This is a genomic window from Sphingomonas trueperi, assembly GCF_040545965.1.
Lineage (GTDB): Bacteria > Pseudomonadota > Alphaproteobacteria > Sphingomonadales > Sphingomonadaceae > Sphingomonas > Sphingomonas trueperi_C.
This window is the reverse complement of record NZ_JBEPMV010000001.1, coordinates 78,011-94,113: the sequence shown is the minus strand read 5'-3', so window position 1 is coordinate 94,113 and position 16,103 is coordinate 78,011. Positions and strand designations below refer to the sequence as shown.

At 66.7% G+C, this 16,103-nt stretch carries 22 protein-coding genes and 1 other RNA gene; 10 read left to right on the top strand and 13 right to left on the bottom strand.

The features are described 5' to 3' along the window. Positions 1 to 2: 2 nt before the first annotated feature. The 7 genes from cheB to ABIC35_RS00490 all read left to right on the top strand — a co-directional run bounded on the left by cheB (position 3) and on the right by ABIC35_RS00490 (position 4,649). Entirely contained in the window at positions 3 to 1,088 is a 1,086-nt protein-coding gene (cheB, locus tag ABIC35_RS00520; protein WP_354278151.1) for a chemotaxis-specific protein-glutamate methyltransferase CheB, read from the top strand. Beyond that, on the top strand, positions 1,085 to 1,936 hold the full coding sequence (locus ABIC35_RS00515; protein ID WP_354278149.1) for a CheR family methyltransferase: 852 nt from the start codon (positions 1,085 to 1,087) through the stop codon (positions 1,934 to 1,936). The genes cheB and ABIC35_RS00515 overlap by 4 nt, the downstream gene beginning before the upstream one ends. A gap of 43 nt (positions 1,937 to 1,979) precedes the next feature. Beyond that, entirely contained in the window at positions 1,980 to 2,681 is a 702-nt protein-coding gene (locus ABIC35_RS00510; protein ID WP_121078217.1) for an N-acetylmuramoyl-L-alanine amidase, read from the top strand. Positions 2,682 to 2,762: 81 nt separating this feature from the next. Further along, the gene (locus ABIC35_RS00505) at positions 2,763 to 3,338 is read left to right on the top strand and encodes a hypothetical protein (RefSeq protein ID WP_354278146.1); all 576 of its coding nucleotides are present in this window, start codon (positions 2,763 to 2,765) and stop codon (positions 3,336 to 3,338) included. A 41-nt stretch (positions 3,339 to 3,379) separates the two neighbouring features. After that, an RNA gene (rnpB, locus tag ABIC35_RS00500) (RNase P RNA component class A) lies at positions 3,380 to 3,758 on the top strand. Positions 3,759 to 3,816: 58 nt separating this feature from the next. Next, complete coding sequence (locus ABIC35_RS00495; RefSeq protein ID WP_121078215.1) at positions 3,817 to 4,353, top strand: J domain-containing protein; 537 nt, start codon at positions 3,817 to 3,819, stop codon at positions 4,351 to 4,353. After that, the gene (locus ABIC35_RS00490; RefSeq protein WP_121078213.1) at positions 4,350 to 4,649 is read left to right on the top strand and encodes a (2Fe-2S) ferredoxin domain-containing protein; all 300 of its coding nucleotides are present in this window, start codon (positions 4,350 to 4,352) and stop codon (positions 4,647 to 4,649) included. Before ABIC35_RS00495 ends, ABIC35_RS00490 begins: the two co-directional genes overlap by 4 nt. A 177-nt stretch (positions 4,650 to 4,826) precedes the next feature. Here the strand turns inward: ABIC35_RS00490 and ABIC35_RS00485 are convergent, their stop codons facing one another. The 9 genes from ABIC35_RS00485 to pspA form a co-directional block, all read right to left on the bottom strand. Further along, the gene (locus ABIC35_RS00485) at positions 4,827 to 5,231 is read right to left on the bottom strand and encodes a SufE family protein (protein ID WP_121078211.1); all 405 of its coding nucleotides are present in this window, start codon (positions 5,229 to 5,231) and stop codon (positions 4,827 to 4,829) included. Between the two features lie 149 nt (positions 5,232 to 5,380). Continuing rightward, positions 5,381 to 5,629 (bottom strand): hypothetical protein, encoded by a 249-nt coding sequence (locus tag ABIC35_RS00480; protein WP_121078209.1) that lies wholly within the window; start codon positions 5,627 to 5,629, stop codon positions 5,381 to 5,383. A 24-nt stretch (positions 5,630 to 5,653) separates the two neighbouring features. Then, a complete protein-coding gene (locus ABIC35_RS00475) occupies positions 5,654 to 5,932 on the bottom strand; it encodes a hypothetical protein (protein ID WP_121078207.1) in 279 nt (92 codons plus the stop codon). A 196-nt stretch (positions 5,933 to 6,128) separates the two neighbouring features. Next, positions 6,129 to 6,395, bottom strand: a complete 267-nt coding sequence (locus ABIC35_RS00470; protein WP_121078205.1) for a hypothetical protein — start codon at positions 6,393 to 6,395, stop codon at positions 6,129 to 6,131. Between the two features lie 14 nt (positions 6,396 to 6,409). Then, positions 6,410 to 6,739: a hypothetical protein gene (locus tag ABIC35_RS00465; RefSeq protein WP_121078203.1), complete on the bottom strand. Its 330-nt coding sequence runs from the start codon at positions 6,737 to 6,739 to the stop codon at positions 6,410 to 6,412. 17 nt (positions 6,740 to 6,756) lie between these two features. Beyond that, complete coding sequence (locus ABIC35_RS00460; protein ID WP_121078201.1) at positions 6,757 to 7,047, bottom strand: hypothetical protein; 291 nt, start codon at positions 7,045 to 7,047, stop codon at positions 6,757 to 6,759. Between the two features lie 26 nt (positions 7,048 to 7,073). Next, complete coding sequence (gene pspC / locus ABIC35_RS00455; protein ID WP_121078199.1) at positions 7,074 to 7,445, bottom strand: envelope stress response membrane protein PspC; 372 nt, start codon at positions 7,443 to 7,445, stop codon at positions 7,074 to 7,076. A gap of 1 nt (position 7,446) precedes the next feature. After that, positions 7,447 to 7,719 (bottom strand): envelope stress response membrane protein PspB, encoded by a 273-nt coding sequence (gene pspB / locus ABIC35_RS00450; RefSeq protein WP_121078197.1) that lies wholly within the window; start codon positions 7,717 to 7,719, stop codon positions 7,447 to 7,449. 3 nt (positions 7,720 to 7,722) lie between these two features. Further along, positions 7,723 to 8,391: a phage shock protein PspA gene (pspA, locus tag ABIC35_RS00445; RefSeq protein WP_121078195.1), complete on the bottom strand. Its 669-nt coding sequence runs from the start codon at positions 8,389 to 8,391 to the stop codon at positions 7,723 to 7,725. Positions 8,392 to 8,795: 404 nt separating this feature from the next. On the opposite strand from pspA, the gene pspF reads away from it, so the two are divergent. Further along, positions 8,796 to 9,842 carry a phage shock protein operon transcriptional activator gene (pspF, locus tag ABIC35_RS00440; RefSeq protein ID WP_121078193.1) on the top strand — a complete coding sequence of 349 codons (1,047 nt, stop codon included), beginning with the start codon at positions 8,796 to 8,798 and terminating at the stop codon, positions 9,840 to 9,842. A gap of 52 nt (positions 9,843 to 9,894) precedes the next feature. Here pspF and ABIC35_RS00435 read toward each other — a convergent pair whose 3' ends face one another. Beyond that, entirely contained in the window at positions 9,895 to 10,740 is an 846-nt protein-coding gene (locus ABIC35_RS00435) for an alpha/beta hydrolase (RefSeq protein WP_121078191.1), read from the bottom strand. A 212-nt stretch (positions 10,741 to 10,952) separates the two neighbouring features. Between ABIC35_RS00435 and ABIC35_RS00430 the strand changes: the two genes are divergently transcribed. Then, the gene (locus ABIC35_RS00430; RefSeq protein ID WP_147425897.1) at positions 10,953 to 11,999 is read left to right on the top strand and encodes an extracellular catalytic domain type 2 short-chain-length polyhydroxyalkanoate depolymerase; all 1,047 of its coding nucleotides are present in this window, start codon (positions 10,953 to 10,955) and stop codon (positions 11,997 to 11,999) included. 1 nt (position 12,000) lies between these two features. Here ABIC35_RS00430 and ABIC35_RS00425 read toward each other — a convergent pair whose 3' ends face one another. After that, positions 12,001 to 12,402, bottom strand: coding sequence for a winged helix-turn-helix transcriptional regulator (locus ABIC35_RS00425; protein WP_121078187.1), 402 nt, complete (start codon positions 12,400 to 12,402; stop codon positions 12,001 to 12,003). Positions 12,403 to 12,504: 102 nt separating this feature from the next. Here ABIC35_RS00425 and ABIC35_RS00420 point away from each other — a divergent pair, with 102 nt between their 5' ends. Beyond that, on the top strand, positions 12,505 to 13,281 hold the full coding sequence (locus ABIC35_RS00420; RefSeq protein ID WP_121079519.1) for an SDR family oxidoreductase: 777 nt from the start codon (positions 12,505 to 12,507) through the stop codon (positions 13,279 to 13,281). A gap of 270 nt (positions 13,282 to 13,551) precedes the next feature. Here ABIC35_RS00420 and ABIC35_RS00415 read toward each other — a convergent pair whose 3' ends face one another. After that, positions 13,552 to 14,631, bottom strand: a complete 1,080-nt coding sequence (locus ABIC35_RS00415) for a 1,9-bis(guanidino)-5-aza-nonane synthase (RefSeq protein ID WP_121078186.1) — start codon at positions 14,629 to 14,631, stop codon at positions 13,552 to 13,554. A gap of 200 nt (positions 14,632 to 14,831) precedes the next feature. Then, positions 14,832 to 16,058: a type III PLP-dependent enzyme gene (locus ABIC35_RS00410; RefSeq protein ID WP_121078184.1), complete on the bottom strand. Its 1,227-nt coding sequence runs from the start codon at positions 16,056 to 16,058 to the stop codon at positions 14,832 to 14,834. Between the last annotated feature and the right edge of the window lie 45 nt (positions 16,059 to 16,103).

Genomic DNA, 16,103 nt, shown 5'->3' with positions numbered 1-16,103 from the left:
GCGTGACGAGCCAGTCCTCTCAGCTGCCGGTCGATCCAGCGCGCATTCCCGCCACGGGGCGCGTGCTGATCGTCGACGATTCGGTCGTCGCGCGTTCGGTGCTGACCCGGATGATCGAAGGCACGCAGCGCTTCCGGGTAGCGGCGGCGCTGAGCGAGGCGCGGGCGGCGCTCGACTATCTGGCGCGCGAGACGGTGGACATCATCCTGCTCGACATCGCCATGCCCGGCATCGACGGCCTCACCGCGCTGCCGGACGTGGTTGCCGCGGGCAAGGGCGCGAAGGTGCTGATCGTCTCCTCCTCGGCCGACGAGGGCGCGGCGACGACGCTGCAGGCATTGGCCCTGGGCGCCGCCGATACGCTGGTGAAGCCGGGCGTCGGCGCGTTCGGCGGTCGCTTCGCCGAGGTGCTGGAGGAGCGGCTGGCCAAGCTGTTCGACATGCCTGGGGAGCCGGGCGCCGCCTGTCCGCCCGCCCCGTCGCCGCGGCCTGCAAGCGCGAGTGTGCAGCTCGATGCCTTTCAGATCGTCGCGGTCGGCGCCTCGACTGGGGGTATCCACGCGCTGAGCCAATTCTTCCGCCAGATCCCGGCGAGCTTCCAGCTGCCGATCTTGGTCACGCAGCATCTGCCAGCCAGCTTCATGAGCTATTTCGCCACCCAGCTTGCCGTGCTCGGCAGCCGGCCATGCGACGTCGCGACCGACCGGATGCGGATCCGCCCCGGCCGAATCGTGATCGCGCCGGGTGACGCGCACATGAAAGTGGTCCGCACTTCGGAAGGCGCGGCCATCCGTCTGAGTACGGAGTGGGCGCGCAGCGGCTGCATGCCGTCGGTCGACCCGATGTTCGACAGCATCGCCGAGGTGTTCGGCGCGCGGGCGCTGGGCGTGGTGCTGAGCGGCATGGGCCGCGATGGCTGCGAAGGCGCCGGACGCATGGTCGAGGTCGGCGCCAAGGTGCTGGTGCAGGACCAGGCGAGCTCGGTCGTCTGGGGCATGCCGGGCGCGGTGGCGACGGCAGGGCGGGCAAGCGCGGTGCTGCCGCCCGACGAGATCGGCCGACTGATCGGCAGGGGAGGGGCGCGATGATCGAACATATGGCGCCAAGCGGCGGAGCGATGCAGCTGATCGGGTCGCTGCTCGAGCAGCGTACCGGCCAGCAGATTGCGGCCAACCGCGCATGGCGGATCGAGACGGCGCTGAAGCCGGTGCTGCGCGAGCGGGGCTTGCCGAGCCTCGATGCGCTGGTCGGGCAGTTGCTCGGCGCGCGTTCGGGGGAGCTGGCGGATCAGGTGGTAGACGTGCTGCTCAACCAGGAAACCAGCTTCTTCCGCGACGTCGCGGTGCTCGACCAGATCGCGGCGGCCGCGGTGGCGACGCAGGCGGCGATCGGCAACCGCCGGCTGCGCATCTGGTCCGCCGGCTGCTCGACGGGGCAGGAACCGTTGTCGCTGGCGATGCTGTTCGACGAGAAGGCCGACGCCTTCCCGATGCCGCCCGAAATCGTCGCCACCGACGTCTCGCCCGCCGCGCTCGCCCGGGCACGGGCAGGGCGCTATTCGCAGTTCGAGATCCAGCGCGGGCTTCCCGTGCGGCGGATGGTCCAGTGGTTCGATACCGAGGGCGGCGACTGGGTCGCGCGGCAGGAGCTGGTCCGCCGCGTCCAGTTCCGCCAGCAGAACCTCACCGCCGATGTGCCGCCGCCAGGTAAGTTCGACATCATCTTGTGCCGCAACGTCATGCTCTATTTCTCGCTGCCGCTGCGGCGCCAAGTGTTCGACCGGCTGGCGACGGCGATCCAGCCCGGCGGCCTGCTGGTGCTCGGCGCGGGCGAGACGGTGATCGGGCTGACCGAGCATTTCACCCCCAGCGAGGCCTTTCGCGGCTTCTACCGCGCCACCGATGCCGAGCCGACGCCGCTTGCGGTGGCCGGTTGAGCCGGGCGGATTGTCAGCGCCGATGCGTGCAGTAGAAGAATGCATGACCAGCGGCCTGGATATCCTCGACGCGCCCTCGCCCAATTTCGGTGAGCGCCTCTCCCCCGTCTCGATGATCGTGCTCCATTATACCGGCATGGAGAGCGGCGAGGCGGCCTTGGCGCGGCTGCGGGATCCGGAGGCGCAGGTCTCGGCGCATTATCTGATCGAGGAGGATGGCCGCATCTTCCGCCTGGTCGACGAGGCCAAGCGCGCCTGGCATGCCGGCCGCGCGCACTGGCGCGGGATCGACGACGTCAACTCGGCGTCGATCGGGATCGAGATCGTCAATCCCGGGCATGAGTTCGGCTACCGGCCGTTCACGCCAGAGCAGATGAGCTCGCTCATCCCGCTGGTGGCGGACATCAAGGAGCGGCACGGTATCACCCGCGGCAACATCGTCGGCCATTCGGACGTGGCGCCAGCGCGCAAGCAGGATCCGGGCGAGTTGTTCAACTGGCATGCGCTTGCCCGCCTGCGACTGGCGCTGCCGCGGCCGACGCGCAATCTGGTCGATCCCGGCTGGCCCGAAGGCGGCTTCATGCTGGCGCTGGAGCGGTTCGGCTATGACGTGACCGATCCGGTCGCCGCGGTCACCGCCTTCCAGCGGCGCTTTCGCCCCGAGCTGATCGACGGCGAGATCGACATGGAATGCCGCTGCATCCTGCTCGCACTGCTGCTGCCGCGGCCGCAAGGGGAGGACTGACGCGAATCGATGCCCGGTAACCATGTTTGGTTACGGAATTCTAAGCGGAATTTGATTGGGTGCACGCCGGAGGTACGAACGGTGAGCAACACGATTCGCGCTGCAATGGCCCCGCTGGGCCCGGTGCACGTCCGCCTGACCAGCTTCGTTCGCGGTGACGCGAAGGGGCCCGGCATCGGCATCATGAATGCACCTACGGCTGCCGAAGCGACTGCGGAGCTGCATCGCGTTGCGCGCGTCGCAGGCGCCGACAAGGTAGTGAGCGTCGCCGCAGATTATCGTCGTGCCGCGCTCGCGGGGGGGACGACCAGCACCCAGTGGCGAATCGACGTGCAGGCCTGGGGTACCGCGATGGCGCCGGTGAAGGTCCAGCCGAGCGAAGAGCCCGAGGAGCAGCGCGCCCAGGCCGCCGACAAGGCCAAGGACCAGGCGAAGGATCAGGATAGCGCCAAGAAGGCGCAGGACGCGCGTGCCGAAACGCAAGATTCGGCAGCGCAGGTGAAGGCACGTGACGCTGCCGCATCCGAGCAGGCTGCGGCGCAGCGGGTTGAGGCGGCACCACAGGCTGCTGCGCAGACCCCCGGTGCAGAAACCGCGACGGTGAGCAGCAGCGGTTCGACACCCCCGCAAAGCGCGCCCTCCGCGTCGGAACGCTGAACCGCTTGCGCCCCGGCGCGAAGCCGCTAGAGCGGACCGCGCCAGAGGGTCGGGCGGCCGCCGCTTGCTGAAAAGCAGGGGGAGGAAAGTCCGGGCTCCACGGAACGACGGTGGCGGGTAATGCCCGCCGGGGGTGACCCCAGGGAAAGTGCCACAGAGAGCAGACCGCCCACTGCCCCGGCTCGCCGGGGTAAGGGCAAGGGTGAAAGGGTGCGGCAAGAGCGCACCGCGCGACCGGTAACGGAAGCGGCTTGGTAAACCCCACCGGGAGCAAGACCGAATAGGGACGGCACATGCGCCTCGTTCCGGCGCGTCGTCCGGGTTGGTTGCTGGAGCGGCGGAGCAATCCGTCGCCTAGAGGAATGGTCGCCTATCCCCCTCGGGGGTGGACAGAACCCGGCTTACAGACCCTCTGGCATTTTGCTTCCGGCGCGCGGGCACTGGCCAAGGCTGGACCGCGCCCCTATTTGGGCGGGCTATGGCGCGACACACGCGATCGATGGACTGGGGCTTTCCCCGCTGGCGCGAGTACGGCTCGGAGCGCGAAGCCGCGCGCGTGCGGCTGTGCGACCGCGACGGCTGCGAGAAACCGGGCGACCGGCCCGCGCCCAAGTCGCCGAACAACCCGGACCGCTGGTATTTCTGCGAGGAACATGCCGCGGAGTACAACCGCAACTGGGATTATTTCGCCGGGTTGACCGCGGAAGAGGCGGCGCAGCGCGAGGCCAATGAGCGCCGCACCGCCAACGGCTACGCCCATTCGGCGACCAACAGCTGGGCCGGGCCCGGCGACGGCAGCCGCTCGCGCGACGAGATGAAGGCGCTGGAAGTGCTGGAGCTGGAGGTGGACGCAAGCTTCGAGGCGGTGCGCGGTGCCTGGCGTCGGCTCGCCAAGGAATATCACCCGGACGTGCGCCCCAATGATGCTGCGGCTGCCAAGCAGTTCCAGGCGATCCAGGCCGCATACGACGTGCTCAGGACCGCCGAGGACCGGCGCCAGTGGAAGCCGCAATGAGCCAGCTGGTCGCCTCCAACTGGGGCAATGCGGTGCTGGTCTGCGGGAAGTGTTCGAAGAAGCTCGGCGGCGGCTTCGGGCCGAAGGGCAAGACCTCGCTCGCCAAGGCGCTGCGCAAGGAGTTCGGCCTCGGCAAGGGGCGCAAGGCGGAGGTCGGCGTGGTCGAGACCAAGTGCCTGGGGGTATGCCCCGGCGGTGCGGTGACCGTGGTCAACGGTGCGCAGGCACGCGAGTGGCTGATCGTGAAGAAGGGCGCGGATCTGGAAGAGGTCGGCCGTGAGCTCGGGCTTTCCTGAGGCCTCCCCTCATTCGAGCGCCGGTCGGCAGGACCACCATACATCTTATTCGTCATCCCGGCGAAAGCCGGGATCCATTCGCCACTCGGTGCCAGCAAGAACGGACGCATAGCCCCCAATGGATCCCGGCTTTCGCCGGGGCGACCGTCTAAGGGTAGCGAGCCTCTTTACTTCCGATCAGGCATACCGCCCCGCCGTTTCGCGGATCAGCGCGATCATGTTGGGGATGCCTTGGGTCCGGTTCGAGCTGAGCTGGTTCTTCAGGTCGAACGGCGCCAGCGCGCCTTCGATATCGGTCGCCAGGATCTCGGCGGGGCTGCGGTCCTGCACGGTCAGCAGCACCAGCGCGATGATGCCCTTGGTGATCGCCGCGTTCGAATCTGCCAGGAAGTGGAGCCGTCCGTCGTCGGTCCGCGTGGGGTAGACCCACACCGAGGCCGAGCAGCCGCGCACCAGCGTCGCATCGGTCTTGAGCGGGTCGGGCATCGGCTCGAGCGCCTTGCCGAGATCGATCAGCAAGCGATAGCGATCGTCGGCGTCGAGAAACCCGTATTCTTCCTGGAGATCGTCGAGGCTGGTCATGGCGTCCGCGCTAGCCGCACCGGCCGCGCTTTTCCAGCCTCGTGGTTACTTGGCCGTAGGCGCGTCGTAGCGCAGGCCGAGCCGAGGGCGAGGCACCCGCGCCGGCGCCGGCGCGGGCCGGGTTTCCGCCACCGGCGGTGTCGCCTGGTTCACAGGTCCACCCCGGCGGCGATCGCCTCGAGCTTGCGGATGCGTTCCTTGAGGTCGGCCAGCTCGATCCGCGAGGCGGGGCTGGGCATCGTCGCGGCGGTCGGCTCGGGGCGGCGGAGCTCGACCAGCTCGCGGTGCTTCAGCGCCAGCCAGCCGCGCCAGCCGGACAATGCCGCGGCGGTGATCATGCCGAGCCCGGCAAGGCCGGAGACGGCGAGGGTGACGGTGGTTTGCGGGTCGATGGTCATGGGGTTTGCTCCCAGAAACATGGCTCAGATCCGGTTCTTGTCGCGCAGCTTCTCGATCTCATGGTCGAGCCGCAGGCTGTTTTCATTGTCGGTGATGACGCGCTCGAGCACCTGGACGCGCTCCTTGAGGGCGCGGATCTCATCGCGGAGGCGGTCGGCCTCGAACTTCTCGGCGGGATCGCGGCTTGCCAGGCCTTCCATCCTGTCGCCCCGGCCCCCCTTGATCACGCCGTAGCGCGCCTGGAGAACCTTGCCGATCGTGATCACGACGATGATGGCCACGACCATTTCGAACGGGTTCATTGCACCTTACTCCCCTAACCGGCGCGCGTGGCGCCTCAGTTCCCTGCGTGCGATGCCTGGGCAGCGCGGAGGGCGCGGCGGCGGGGGCGATCGCGGCTTTCAGCGAGGGCAATAGCTCCCCCGCACAGTGCGGCAAGCACTGCGAGCATGACAATCATCGAAATTTCCTTGCTTGGAAGAGGGTGGAAACGTTTCTTCAGTTCAGCGGCGCATCGCGCAGCTTCTCAATCTCTTCGGAGAGCCCCATGCCGCGATCGGTGATGATCCGTTCGAGCACCTGGACCCGCTGCTCCAGCCGTGCGGTCTGTGCGGCGTATTGCGCGGCCTTTTCTGCCGTCATCTGCGCCTCGATCTCCATCCGGCGCTCCCAGAGCTTGAACAGCGGACGAAAGAATACACCGCCGATGATTGCTACCAAGCCGCAGCTGATGCCGAGGATGGGAATGAGAAGGGGGGAAAGCATGGCTTGCGTTCCTTTCAGTTCGAGCGGTTGCGGAGCGCGTCGATCTCGCGATCGAGCTGGTGCGCGCCGTCGGTGACGATGCGCTCGACATTGGCCAGGCGGTCCTTCACCGCGCCGAGTTCGGCGCGCAGCTGGCCGTTTTCCTGGCTGAGCAGCTTGACCCGCTCGATCGTCTCGTCGTTGCGCTGGGGATAGACCGACTTGCCCCAGGCATTTTCCAGCGGATAGCCGTGCTTGATGCGGATCCACTGGTTGAAGATCGCCGCAACGATCCCGAGGAAGCCGAGCGAGATGCCCGACAGGATGATCCAGGGGAGAAACGGGGCGAGGGCAACTTCGATCATCGTTCTTCTCCTCAGTCTCAGCGCAGCGCGTCGATGGCGCGGGCGGTCCGCTCGGCGGGATCGGTAGCGATCCGTTCGAGCACCGAAATACGGTCTTCCAGCCTGCTGATCTGGCCTGCGAGCCGTTCGTTCTCGGCTGCGAGCAGGCCGATCTTGCGATTGGCGTCGGGGTCGGCCTTGTGAATATTCTCGCCGTGATCGTCGCTGATCGAATAGCCATGCTTGGCGCGGATCCAGTTGTTGGCGAGCCACCCGAAGGTGGAGAGCGCCATCAGCGCGATCACGAATTCGGGACCACCCCAGTTCATCGTCCTGCCTCCCTGTTGCCTGCGCCTCAGCGCAGGCTGTCGATCTCGTCGGCCAGCCGGGTATTGCGGCTGGTGTAGAACATCTCGATGTCGGCGAGCCGGCGATCGATGTCGCGGAACTTCGAGCGGACTTCGGCGGTGGAGCGCTTGGGGCTCGAGCGGACGCCCTGCCAGAAGCGCTCGTCCTCCGGCGAGTCATAGAGGCCTACCGGCTTGGGGTTCGCGATCCAGGCGATCACGAAATACCCCAGCGCGGCCCACCCCGTGGCAAGGGTGAGCAGCACGGTGGCCACTCGCACCCAGGTCACGTCGATCCCGGTATAATCCGCCAGGCCGGCGCAGACGCCCATGAACTTGCGGTTCTGGCGATCGAGATAGAATTTGGTGCGAGCGGACATCTCAGTTCCTCCGTGAAGGATCGTACGGCACCTGCTCGTGGCGCTGGGCCGAGAGCGGGCGATAGTCGGGGTTGTCGGCGGCGATGATGCGTTCGACCGTCATCAGCCGGTCTTCGAGCATCCGCGCCGTGCGGTAGAGGTCGTCGAGAAGGTTCTCGTCTTCCCGGGTGATTGTCCCGGCCTGCTTCCACTTGGTCACGTAGTGGAAGACGATCCAGGGCAGTCCGAGGAAGAGGATGGCACAGATGAAGACCGGGATGAGGAAGTCGTTCACGCGTCAGGCTCCCTTGTTGAGACGGGCCTTCAGCGCTTCGAGTTCGGCATCGACCTTTTCCGACGAGCGGAGTTCGGCGATTTCCTCTTCGAGCGTCTTCGGGTTGCCACCCAGGCCCATCGCATCGGCACGGCCTTCGGCCAGATCGACGCGGCGTTCGAGGATGTCGAAGCGCGAGAAAGCGTCCTGCATCTTCGACCCGTTGGTCATTTCCCGCAAGCGGGCGCGGTTGTTCGCGCTTTCGAGGCGGGCTACGACCGAGTTCTGGCGAACGCGGGCCTCGCGCAGCTTGTTCTGCAGCTTGTTGATGTCCTCTTCCGAAGCGCGGAGCGCGTCGTCGAGCACGGCAATTTCCTGCTGCAGCTGGTCGCACATGTCGGCGGCCTTCTGGCGCTCGACCAGGGCGGCCTTGGCGAGGTCCTCGCGGTCCTTCGACAGGGCCAGCTCGGCCTTCTCGGTCCAGCTCTCCTGGAGCTTTTCCAGCTTCGCGATGTGGCGACGCATTTCCTTCTGATCGGCGATCGTCCGGGCGGCGCTGGCGCGAACCTCGACCAGGGTTTCCTCCATCTCGAGGATGATCATGCGGATCATCTTCGCCGGATCTTCGGCCTTATCGAGCAGGTCGGTAACGTTGGCGGCGATGATGTCGCGGGTTCGCGAGAAGATACCCATGATATTGCGCTCCTTCGTATGTTCTTTGGGGGTGCCGCCGGGAGGGATGGGGGCCCTCCCGGCGGCTCCGGCACGGCGAGGGAACGTCGTGCCGGGAGACCTCGTGTGCCCGCCTCAGGCGATCGCCGGGGCCACCGCGCCGGCGGTGAGAACCACGCTGGCGAGGAAGGCGAAGGAAACCGCCACGAAGGCGTTGCGGAGGGTGTGGATCTGGTTGGTCATGATCGTGTTCCTGAACCTTGGTAGGTTGAAGTTGATGCCCGTCATCGGGCTTGCCTCCATCTTTGCAGGAGGCGTGCCAGTTTTTGGAAATGGCGGAAAACTGCGGTTTTTGATTCGACCACAAATGTAGTTGCGCAAATTACGCTTGCTAACAGTTGGGAAAATTCGCCAAGCTTGGGGGAATGGAACGGATCACCCAGGTCATCGGCCAATCTTCGGCTTTTCTCGACGCGCTGGAACAGGCGAGCCGGGCGGCGGCACTGGATCGCCCGGTGCTGGTGATTGGGGAGCGCGGCACCGGCAAGGAGCTGGTCGCCGAGCGCCTCCACCGCCTGAGCCCGCGCTGGGACCAGCCGCTGGTCACGATGAACTGCGCGGCGCTGCCCGAGACGCTGATCGAGGCCGAATTGTTCGGGCACGAGGCCGGCGCCTTTACCGGCGCTACCAAGGCACGCACCGGGCGCTTCGAGGAAGCCGATGGCGGCACGCTGTTCCTCGACGAGCTCGGCACGCTCTCGATGGGTGCGCAGGAGCGGCTGCTGCGCGCGGTGGAATATGGCGAGATCACCCGGATCGGCTCCTCCCGCCCGGTGCGCGTGGACGTGCGCATCGTGGCGGCGACCAACGAGCATCTGCCGGGCCGGGTAGAGAAGGGCACCTTCCGCGCCGATTTGCTGGATCGGCTGAGTTTCGAGGTGGTGACATTGCCGCCGCTGCGTCACCGGGGTGGTGACGTGGAAGTGCTGGCCGAGTTCTACGGCCGGCGCATGGCCTCCGAGCTGGGCTGGCAGGATTGGCCGGGCTGGGGGCCGCATGCGCTCGATGCGCTGCTGTCCTATGACTGGCCGGGCAATGTCCGCGAGCTGCGCAACGTGGTGGAGCGCGCGGTCTATCGCTGGGATCGCGGCGGGCCTATCGACCGGATCGAGATCGACCCCTTCGCGTCGCCCTATCGGCCACGGCCGATGGCCTCGTCGATGAGCCCGGTGGAGAAGCCTGCCGAACCGGCGGCCCCGGCTGCGGCCGCACCCGCCGCCGCGCCCCCGGCGCCGGCGGATCTGGGCGGCGACTTCAAGACGCGGGTTTCGCGGTTCGAAAAGCAGCTGCTGTCGCAGGCGCTGGCCGAGCATCGCTTCAACCAGCGCGCCACCGCCGAGGCGCTGGGGCTGACCTATGACCAGCTTCGCCACGCTCTGCGACGGCACGATCTGCTGGGGGCTGGGGGATGATTATTGCGAACCGCTCGCGATATTGTTGCGAGCGGTTCGCGATAAAATGGCGCTATCTGTCGCCAAACGCCTGCGCCGCAATGAAATCAGCCACCTGCTTCCCCTGCGGCGTGTCGGGCTGAATGACGTTCCGGTGGTCCGCGCCGCCGGGCGCGAGTTTCACCACCGTGTCGCCCGAGGCAAGCGCTGCCTGGACATAGGGCGCCATCTGCGCGCCCAGCGCGCCGACGACGATCAGCTGGTGAACGCCGAACGGCAGATGCGCCTGCGGGTTGGCAAGCGCATAGGCCGCGGCCTTCTCCGCCGGCGTGCCGCCCATGAAGCGGGCGGCGGCGCTTTCGTCGCAGCGCTGCGCGTCGGCACCCGGGCCGTCGATCGCGACCGCCGTCCCCGGCCGGACCGCCATCGCGCCGGCGATCGCGTCCATGAGCTTCGGGCGGGCGGCGACCCACAAGGCGAGCTGCGCGCCGACGTCATGTCCCACCATGGCGACATGGGCGAGATCCAGCGGCTGGGTCTGGGCGAGCACCGCGAGATGCTCGGTCGCGGCGGCGACATCCTCGAAGGTGCCGGGCCAGCCGCCGCCGGGGTTGCCGGTGCGGCGATATTCGATGTTCCAGGTCGCGATTCCGCGCGCCGCTAGCGCCTGGGCAAGGGGCGAGGTATCGCGCAGATCGCCCTTCGACGCGTCCCAGCAGCCGCCATGGAGTAGCACCGCCACGGGGAAGGGGCCCTTGCCCCGCGGGAGACGCAGTTCGCCTATCTGCTGTGGATCGACGCCATAATGGGCGACCAGCGTCGTCGGGGAGGGCGCCGCCAGTCGTCCGGCGCTTTCATCTTGCGCTCGCGCGGGAACCGCTATGGTTAACAATAGCAGCGGGAGCAGCGAGCGAAGCATCGGGTGATCCTGATCATGACGGTGTACACGGGAGACTGGGGCCAAGCGCTATAGCGTTGCGCTGCGCGACTGGCGAGGGGATCGCGGGAAAGCCTGATTTGTCTTCGCGGATGCAGCGAATCATGGTAGAAGCACATCAGGTCGCACACGCGTCCAGCGATTGCCGGGGAGCGGTCGCGGCGCGGATCCTCAAGGTCACCGGGGGGTGAACGATGCGCGCCTTTTCCATGCTGCTGTCGCTGCTTGCCTTGTGCTGGGCACCTGCTGTCACCGCCCAGGAACTACCGGCGCTGGGGGCGGATGGCACCCAAGTCTCCGTCTCGGGACTTTCTTCGGGCGGTTTCATGGCGGTGCAATATTCGGTCGCCTGGTCGAGCGAGGTGATGGGTGTCGGCGTGGTGGCGGGCGGGCTCTATAATTGCGGCGCGCGGTTCGCGTGGCAGGGGCCTCAGGTGTTGATCGAGAGCTGCATGAGCCGGCCTTGGTCCGCCGCCGACAGCTGGCGCGCGGTAACCGGATTCGCACGCGACGCCGTGATCGACCCGGTCGCCAATATTGCCCGCCAGCGGGTGTATCTGTTCAGCGGCAGCCATGACGGCATCGTCGTGCCGGCGGTGATGCGCTCGGTCTTTGAGTTCTACAGGCTTGCCCGGGTGCCCCCCGCGGCGCTGCGCTATGTCAATGCGCTGCCCGCGAGCCACGCCTTCGTCTCCGCCACGGTGGGCGGGCGGTGCGAAGACACGGATGCGAGCTATGTCGTGCGCTGCCTCGATCATGGCCAGCCCTATGACCAGCCCCACGAGATCCTCGATCATATCTATGGGCTGAAGGCGGCCCCCGCCGCAGCGCTCTCCGCCAAGCCGATCGCGTTCGACCAGACCCGCTATGGCAGCGCCTTGGCGGCGATGGCGCGCACGGGCTATGCCTATGTGCCCGAGGACTGCCGCCGTCGCCGCGGCTGCCGCGTGCATGTGGTGTTCCACGGTTGCCTGCAGAGCGTCGACTCGCTGGGTGGCAGCGACGTGATCTACGCGCAGCTCGGCTATGATCGCTGGGCCGACACCAATCGGATCATCGTTCTGTATCCCCAAGTCGACCGCTCGCCGAGCGTGGGGAACATCCCGCTGACTCTGCAGCTCAATCCGAAAGGATGCTGGGACTGGTGGGGCTATAGCCAGCCCTTCGGCTTCCAGCTCCGCCACGGGCTGCAGATCGATACGGTGCGTCGGATGCTCGCCCGGCTGGAGCAGCAGCCCTGAGCTATTCTTTGGCGGTGCGCGCGTCGAATGCCGCCCGCGCCGCCTCGATCCGTTCGAGATGGGTCGCCGCCCAGATCCATACGCCGCAAAAGGCTTCGGCGAGAGTGCCGCCCAGATCGGTAAGGCGATAGTCGACCCGCGGCGGAATCACCGGGTGAATGGTGCGGATCACCAGCCCGTCGCGTTCCATCTGGCGCAGCGTCTGGGTGAGCATCTTCTGGCTGATGCCAGGCACCGCCTTGCCGATCTGGGTGAAGCGCAACTCGCCCTGCTCGGTCAGTGTTTCGAGGATCAGCATCGTCCATTTGTCTGCGACGCGGCCGATCACCTCGGTCACCAGCGCTTCGACGCGAGGATCAAGCTCGGGATAGTCGGCATGGGGCGTGGCGGCAGGCGCGGACATCGGGTCACTCTCTTTCGGGTGCGTATAAATCTTTCGGGTGCCTTCTTTCGTTGGGAGCCTAGCGGCGTACATCGCCGCCAGCAATCAGCACTGGAGGCTATGATGAAGACCAGCGGCAACACCATCCTGATCACCGGCGGCGGCTCGGGCATCGGCGAGGCACTCGCGCATCGGTTTCACGACGCGGGGAACACCGTGATCGTCGCCGGGCGGCGGCTTGAGGCGCTGCAGACGGCATGCGAGGGGCGGGCGAACATGCATGCCATGACGCTCGACGTGGAGAGCGCGGAGGGCGTTGCGGACTTTGCGGGCCGGCTCCTGGCGGCGCATCCGGGGCTCAACATCCTGATCAACAATGCCGGGATCATGCGCTACGAGTCGCTCGATACCCACCGCGATCTCGCCGATGCGGAAGCGACGATCACCACCAACCTGCTCGGGCCGATTCGGCTGACCAACGCGCTGATCGACCATCTGGTGTCGGTGCCCGACGCCGCGATCGTCAACGTGACCTCGGGGCTCGCCTTCGTGCCCTTGGTGATCGCGTCGACCTACAATGCCACCAAGGCGGCGATCCACAGCTACACCGTGTCGCTGCGCACCGCGCTGGAGGGCAAAGTGGAGGTGATCGAACTGGCGCCGCCGGCCGTGCAGACCGAAATCACCCCGGGGCAAAGCCAGCGTGAAGCCTACCAGCCGCTCGACGACTTCGCCGACGAAGTGATGGCGCTGTTCGGGCAGGTGCCGACGCCGACCGAGATCCTGGTCGAGCGGGTCAAGCCGCTGCGTTTCGCCGAGCGCAAAGGGCGGTTCGATGCGACGCTCGCGCAGCTGACCGCAATGGTGCAGGCGGCGCGGGAAGCGGTGGAGGCTTCTTAAGCCCCTCCCCTTTAGGGGAGGGGTTGGGGTGGGGCTGCGTCTCACCGAGACCAAGCCGCGTTCTGGAATCCCTCCACCCCCAAACCCCTCCTCCCAGGAGGAGGGGCTTAAAGAGCACAGCAAAAACGGCCGGGGATCGCTCCCCGGCCGCTTCGTTTTTCCGGACAGGCCGTCGCGGGAGTTAATCCCGCGACGTCGGACGCGGCAGGGCCGCGCCGACCGACCTTCGCCGTCTCGGGACGAGCGGTGCTCGCCCCGTGCGGCTCAGGCTCAGGCGAACAGCTTCGCCCAGCCGCGCTTGGCGCGATCCTTCCAGTAGCCGCGGTGGTACGCGTCGCTGGCCAGCAGCGGCATCACCGAACCGGCTTCCGCGAACACCATCTGCTCGATGCCGGTGTTCACCTTGCCCCAGCTGGCGGCTTCCTGCAGCGTCGAGGACGAGCAGGCGCCGTCGCGCACGTCGGCAACGGTGATCTGCACCGCGTACTTGTGCACTTCCACGTCCTCGTGGCCGAGGATTTCGGCGCAGACGACGGTGTCCTGGATGAAGTTCTTCGGCACGCCGCCGCCGATCATCAGCAGGCCGGTGGTGCCCGCCTGGATCTTGATCTCGGTCAGCTCGCGGAAGTCCGCCACCGCGTCGATCATCAGGTAGGGCTTGCCGGCCTTCATCTGGTCGACCTGGTGCTTGACGAGGCCGAAGCCGGCCGAGCTGTCGACGAACGCCGGGCAGAAGATCGGCACATCATGCTCATAGGCGAGCTTGACGAGGCTGTTTTCCTTCTTGCCGTGCTCCGACAGATACTTGCCCATCTCGCGGATGAAGGCGCGGCTCGAATAGGCGCGGGGCTCCAGCTCGTTCGCGATCTTGTTGATCGTGAAGTCGCAGTCCTGGAGCTGCTCCTCGTCGATGTACGTGTCGTAGATGCGATCGATGTAGAGCGAGCGCAGCGTGTCGTCGTCGGGGATCTCGAGCGCCTGATAGTGCTTGTGGCCCAGGCCCTCGAAGAAATCCATGTCGACGATGGTGGCGCCGGTGGCGACGATCACGTCGACCATGTTGTTGCGCACCAGGTCCGCATAGAGGTCCATGCAGCCGCCAGCCGAGGTCGAGCCTGCGATCACGAGGCAGACCGTGCAGTCCTTATCGGCCAGCATGTCGTTGTAGATCTTGGTCGCGCGGCCGAGATCGCGGCTGGTGAAGCTCATATCGGCCATCGCATCGACGATCGGACGCGCGTCGAAGCTCTTGATGTCGATGTGCTTGACCTGCTTCGAAAGCAGCTCGGCCTTGCGGTTGTCGTTGATCGGGGCGTTGGCCGCCGCGGTCTTGGTGAGGCTGTCGGACATGGGAACTCCCATTTTCACATGGCCGCCGTCATTCAAAGGGGACGCGGAAACCCATCTTGCTCCCCCTCCCGCATGCGGGAGGGGGCCGGGGGGTGGGCGCCCGCTCGCCACCGGCGATCCGGCGCGAGGATATCGGGGGCCCACCCCCAGCCCCTCCCGCACGCGGGAGGGGAGTATCTTCGTTCGCTACGGCTGCAGCGTTACAGCTTGACGACGTTCGAGGAAACCTCAGCCGCCTCGTCTTCGCCGGTGTAGAGCGAGACCATCGGCTCGTCATCGACGATCACCGTGTCGCCGGCGGTGAAGCCGTTGAAGCCGGTACGCATCGCCGCACCATAGGCGCCGAGCATGCCGATCTCGATATAGTCGCCCGCCTGGATGTCGGCCGGCAGCTCGAACGGGCCCGCCATGCGATCCATGTCGTCGCAGGTGGGGCCGTAGAAGCTGAAGCCCATGTCCTTGGCGTTCGAATCCGGCTCGCGCAGCAGACGGACCGGGAAGCGCCAGCCGATATGCGCCGCATCGAACAGCGCGCCGTACGCGCCGTCGTTGATGTACAGCTCGTCGCCGCGACGACGCTCGACGCGCACGATCAGCGAGCTGTACTCGGCGCACAGCGCACGGCCCGGCTCGGCCCACAGCTCCGCCGAATAGGAAATCGGCAGGCTTTCGAAGGCGCGGTGGATCGTCGCGAAATAGCGCTCGAGCGGCGGCGGCTCCATGCCGGGATAGCTGGACGGGAACCCGCCACCGACATCGACGACGTCCACGGTGACGCCCGCCTCGACGATGGCGGCGCGGGCGCGCTCCATCGCATTGGCATAGGCTTCCGGCGACATCGCCTGGCTGCCGACATGGAAGCAGATGCCCAGGGCATCCGCCACCTGGCGAACCGCGATCAGCAGGTCCTTGCTCTCGCCCGGGCCGACGCCGAACTTCGACGCGAGGCTGAGCTTCGAGTGATCCGACGAGACGCGGAGGCGTACGCACAGCGTTAAATCGGTGGCGCCCTTGGTGGCGCGAACGATCTTGTCCAGCTCTTCCATGCTGTCCAGGCTGAATACGCGCACGCCGTGCCCGAAATACGCCTCGGCGATGGCTTCCTCAGCCTTTACCGGGTGCATGAAGCACAGGGTTGCTTCCGGCGCGACACCGGCCACGAGGCGAACCTCGGCGATCGATGCGACGTCGAAATGCGTGATTCCGCTCTCCCACAGAATCTGGATCAGATCCGGCGAGGGATTGGCCTTCACGGCATACATCGAGCGACCCGGAAACTTCTCGGCGAAGAAACGGGCCGCACGCGATGCGGCGTGCGGGCGGACGAGCGTTACCGGCTGGACCGGACGAAGCTTAGCGATGTCGGCCACTCGGGTGGTGCCGACGAGGGTGGTCGCTAACCCCAGCGCGCGATGATGCTTGTGCAACTCAAGGGACCTCCAAATGCCGTGAGGCAAACATTGACGAAAAGC

Bases quoted from the DNA above. Each gene is read 5' to 3' on its own strand.
- ABIC35_RS00515 (WP_354278149.1), top strand. From the start codon at position 1,085: ATGATCGAACATATGGCGCCAAGCGGCGGAGCGATGCAGCTGATCGGG.
- ABIC35_RS00510 (WP_121078217.1), top strand. From the start codon at position 1,980: ATGACCAGCGGCCTGGATATCCTCGACGCGCCCTCGCCCAATTTCGGT.
- ABIC35_RS00495 (WP_121078215.1), top strand. From the start codon at position 3,817: ATGGCGCGACACACGCGATCGATGGACTGGGGCTTTCCCCGCTGGCGC.
- ABIC35_RS00490 (WP_121078213.1), top strand. From the start codon at position 4,350: ATGAGCCAGCTGGTCGCCTCCAACTGGGGCAATGCGGTGCTGGTCTGC.
- ABIC35_RS00485 (WP_121078211.1), bottom strand. From the start codon at position 5,231: ATGACCAGCCTCGACGATCTCCAGGAAGAATACGGGTTTCTCGACGCC.
- ABIC35_RS00480 (WP_121078209.1), bottom strand. From the start codon at position 5,629: ATGACCATCGACCCGCAAACCACCGTCACCCTCGCCGTCTCCGGCCTT.
- ABIC35_RS00475 (WP_121078207.1), bottom strand. From the start codon at position 5,932: ATGAACCCGTTCGAAATGGTCGTGGCCATCATCGTCGTGATCACGATC.
- ABIC35_RS00470 (WP_121078205.1), bottom strand. From the start codon at position 6,395: ATGCTTTCCCCCCTTCTCATTCCCATCCTCGGCATCAGCTGCGGCTTG.
- ABIC35_RS00465 (WP_121078203.1), bottom strand. From the start codon at position 6,739: ATGATCGAAGTTGCCCTCGCCCCGTTTCTCCCCTGGATCATCCTGTCG.
- ABIC35_RS00460 (WP_121078201.1), bottom strand. From the start codon at position 7,047: ATGAACTGGGGTGGTCCCGAATTCGTGATCGCGCTGATGGCGCTCTCC.
- pspC (WP_121078199.1), bottom strand. From the start codon at position 7,445: ATGTCCGCTCGCACCAAATTCTATCTCGATCGCCAGAACCGCAAGTTC.
- pspA (WP_121078195.1), bottom strand. From the start codon at position 8,391: ATGGGTATCTTCTCGCGAACCCGCGACATCATCGCCGCCAACGTTACC.
- pspF (WP_121078193.1), top strand. From the start codon at position 8,796: ATGGAACGGATCACCCAGGTCATCGGCCAATCTTCGGCTTTTCTCGAC.
- ABIC35_RS00435 (WP_121078191.1), bottom strand. From the start codon at position 10,740: ATGCTTCGCTCGCTGCTCCCGCTGCTATTGTTAACCATAGCGGTTCCC.
- ABIC35_RS00430 (WP_147425897.1), top strand. From the start codon at position 10,953: ATGCGCGCCTTTTCCATGCTGCTGTCGCTGCTTGCCTTGTGCTGGGCA.
- ABIC35_RS00425 (WP_121078187.1), bottom strand. From the start codon at position 12,402: ATGTCCGCGCCTGCCGCCACGCCCCATGCCGACTATCCCGAGCTTGAT.
- ABIC35_RS00420 (WP_121079519.1), top strand. From the start codon at position 12,505: ATGAAGACCAGCGGCAACACCATCCTGATCACCGGCGGCGGCTCGGGC.
- ABIC35_RS00415 (WP_121078186.1), bottom strand. From the start codon at position 14,631: ATGTCCGACAGCCTCACCAAGACCGCGGCGGCCAACGCCCCGATCAAC.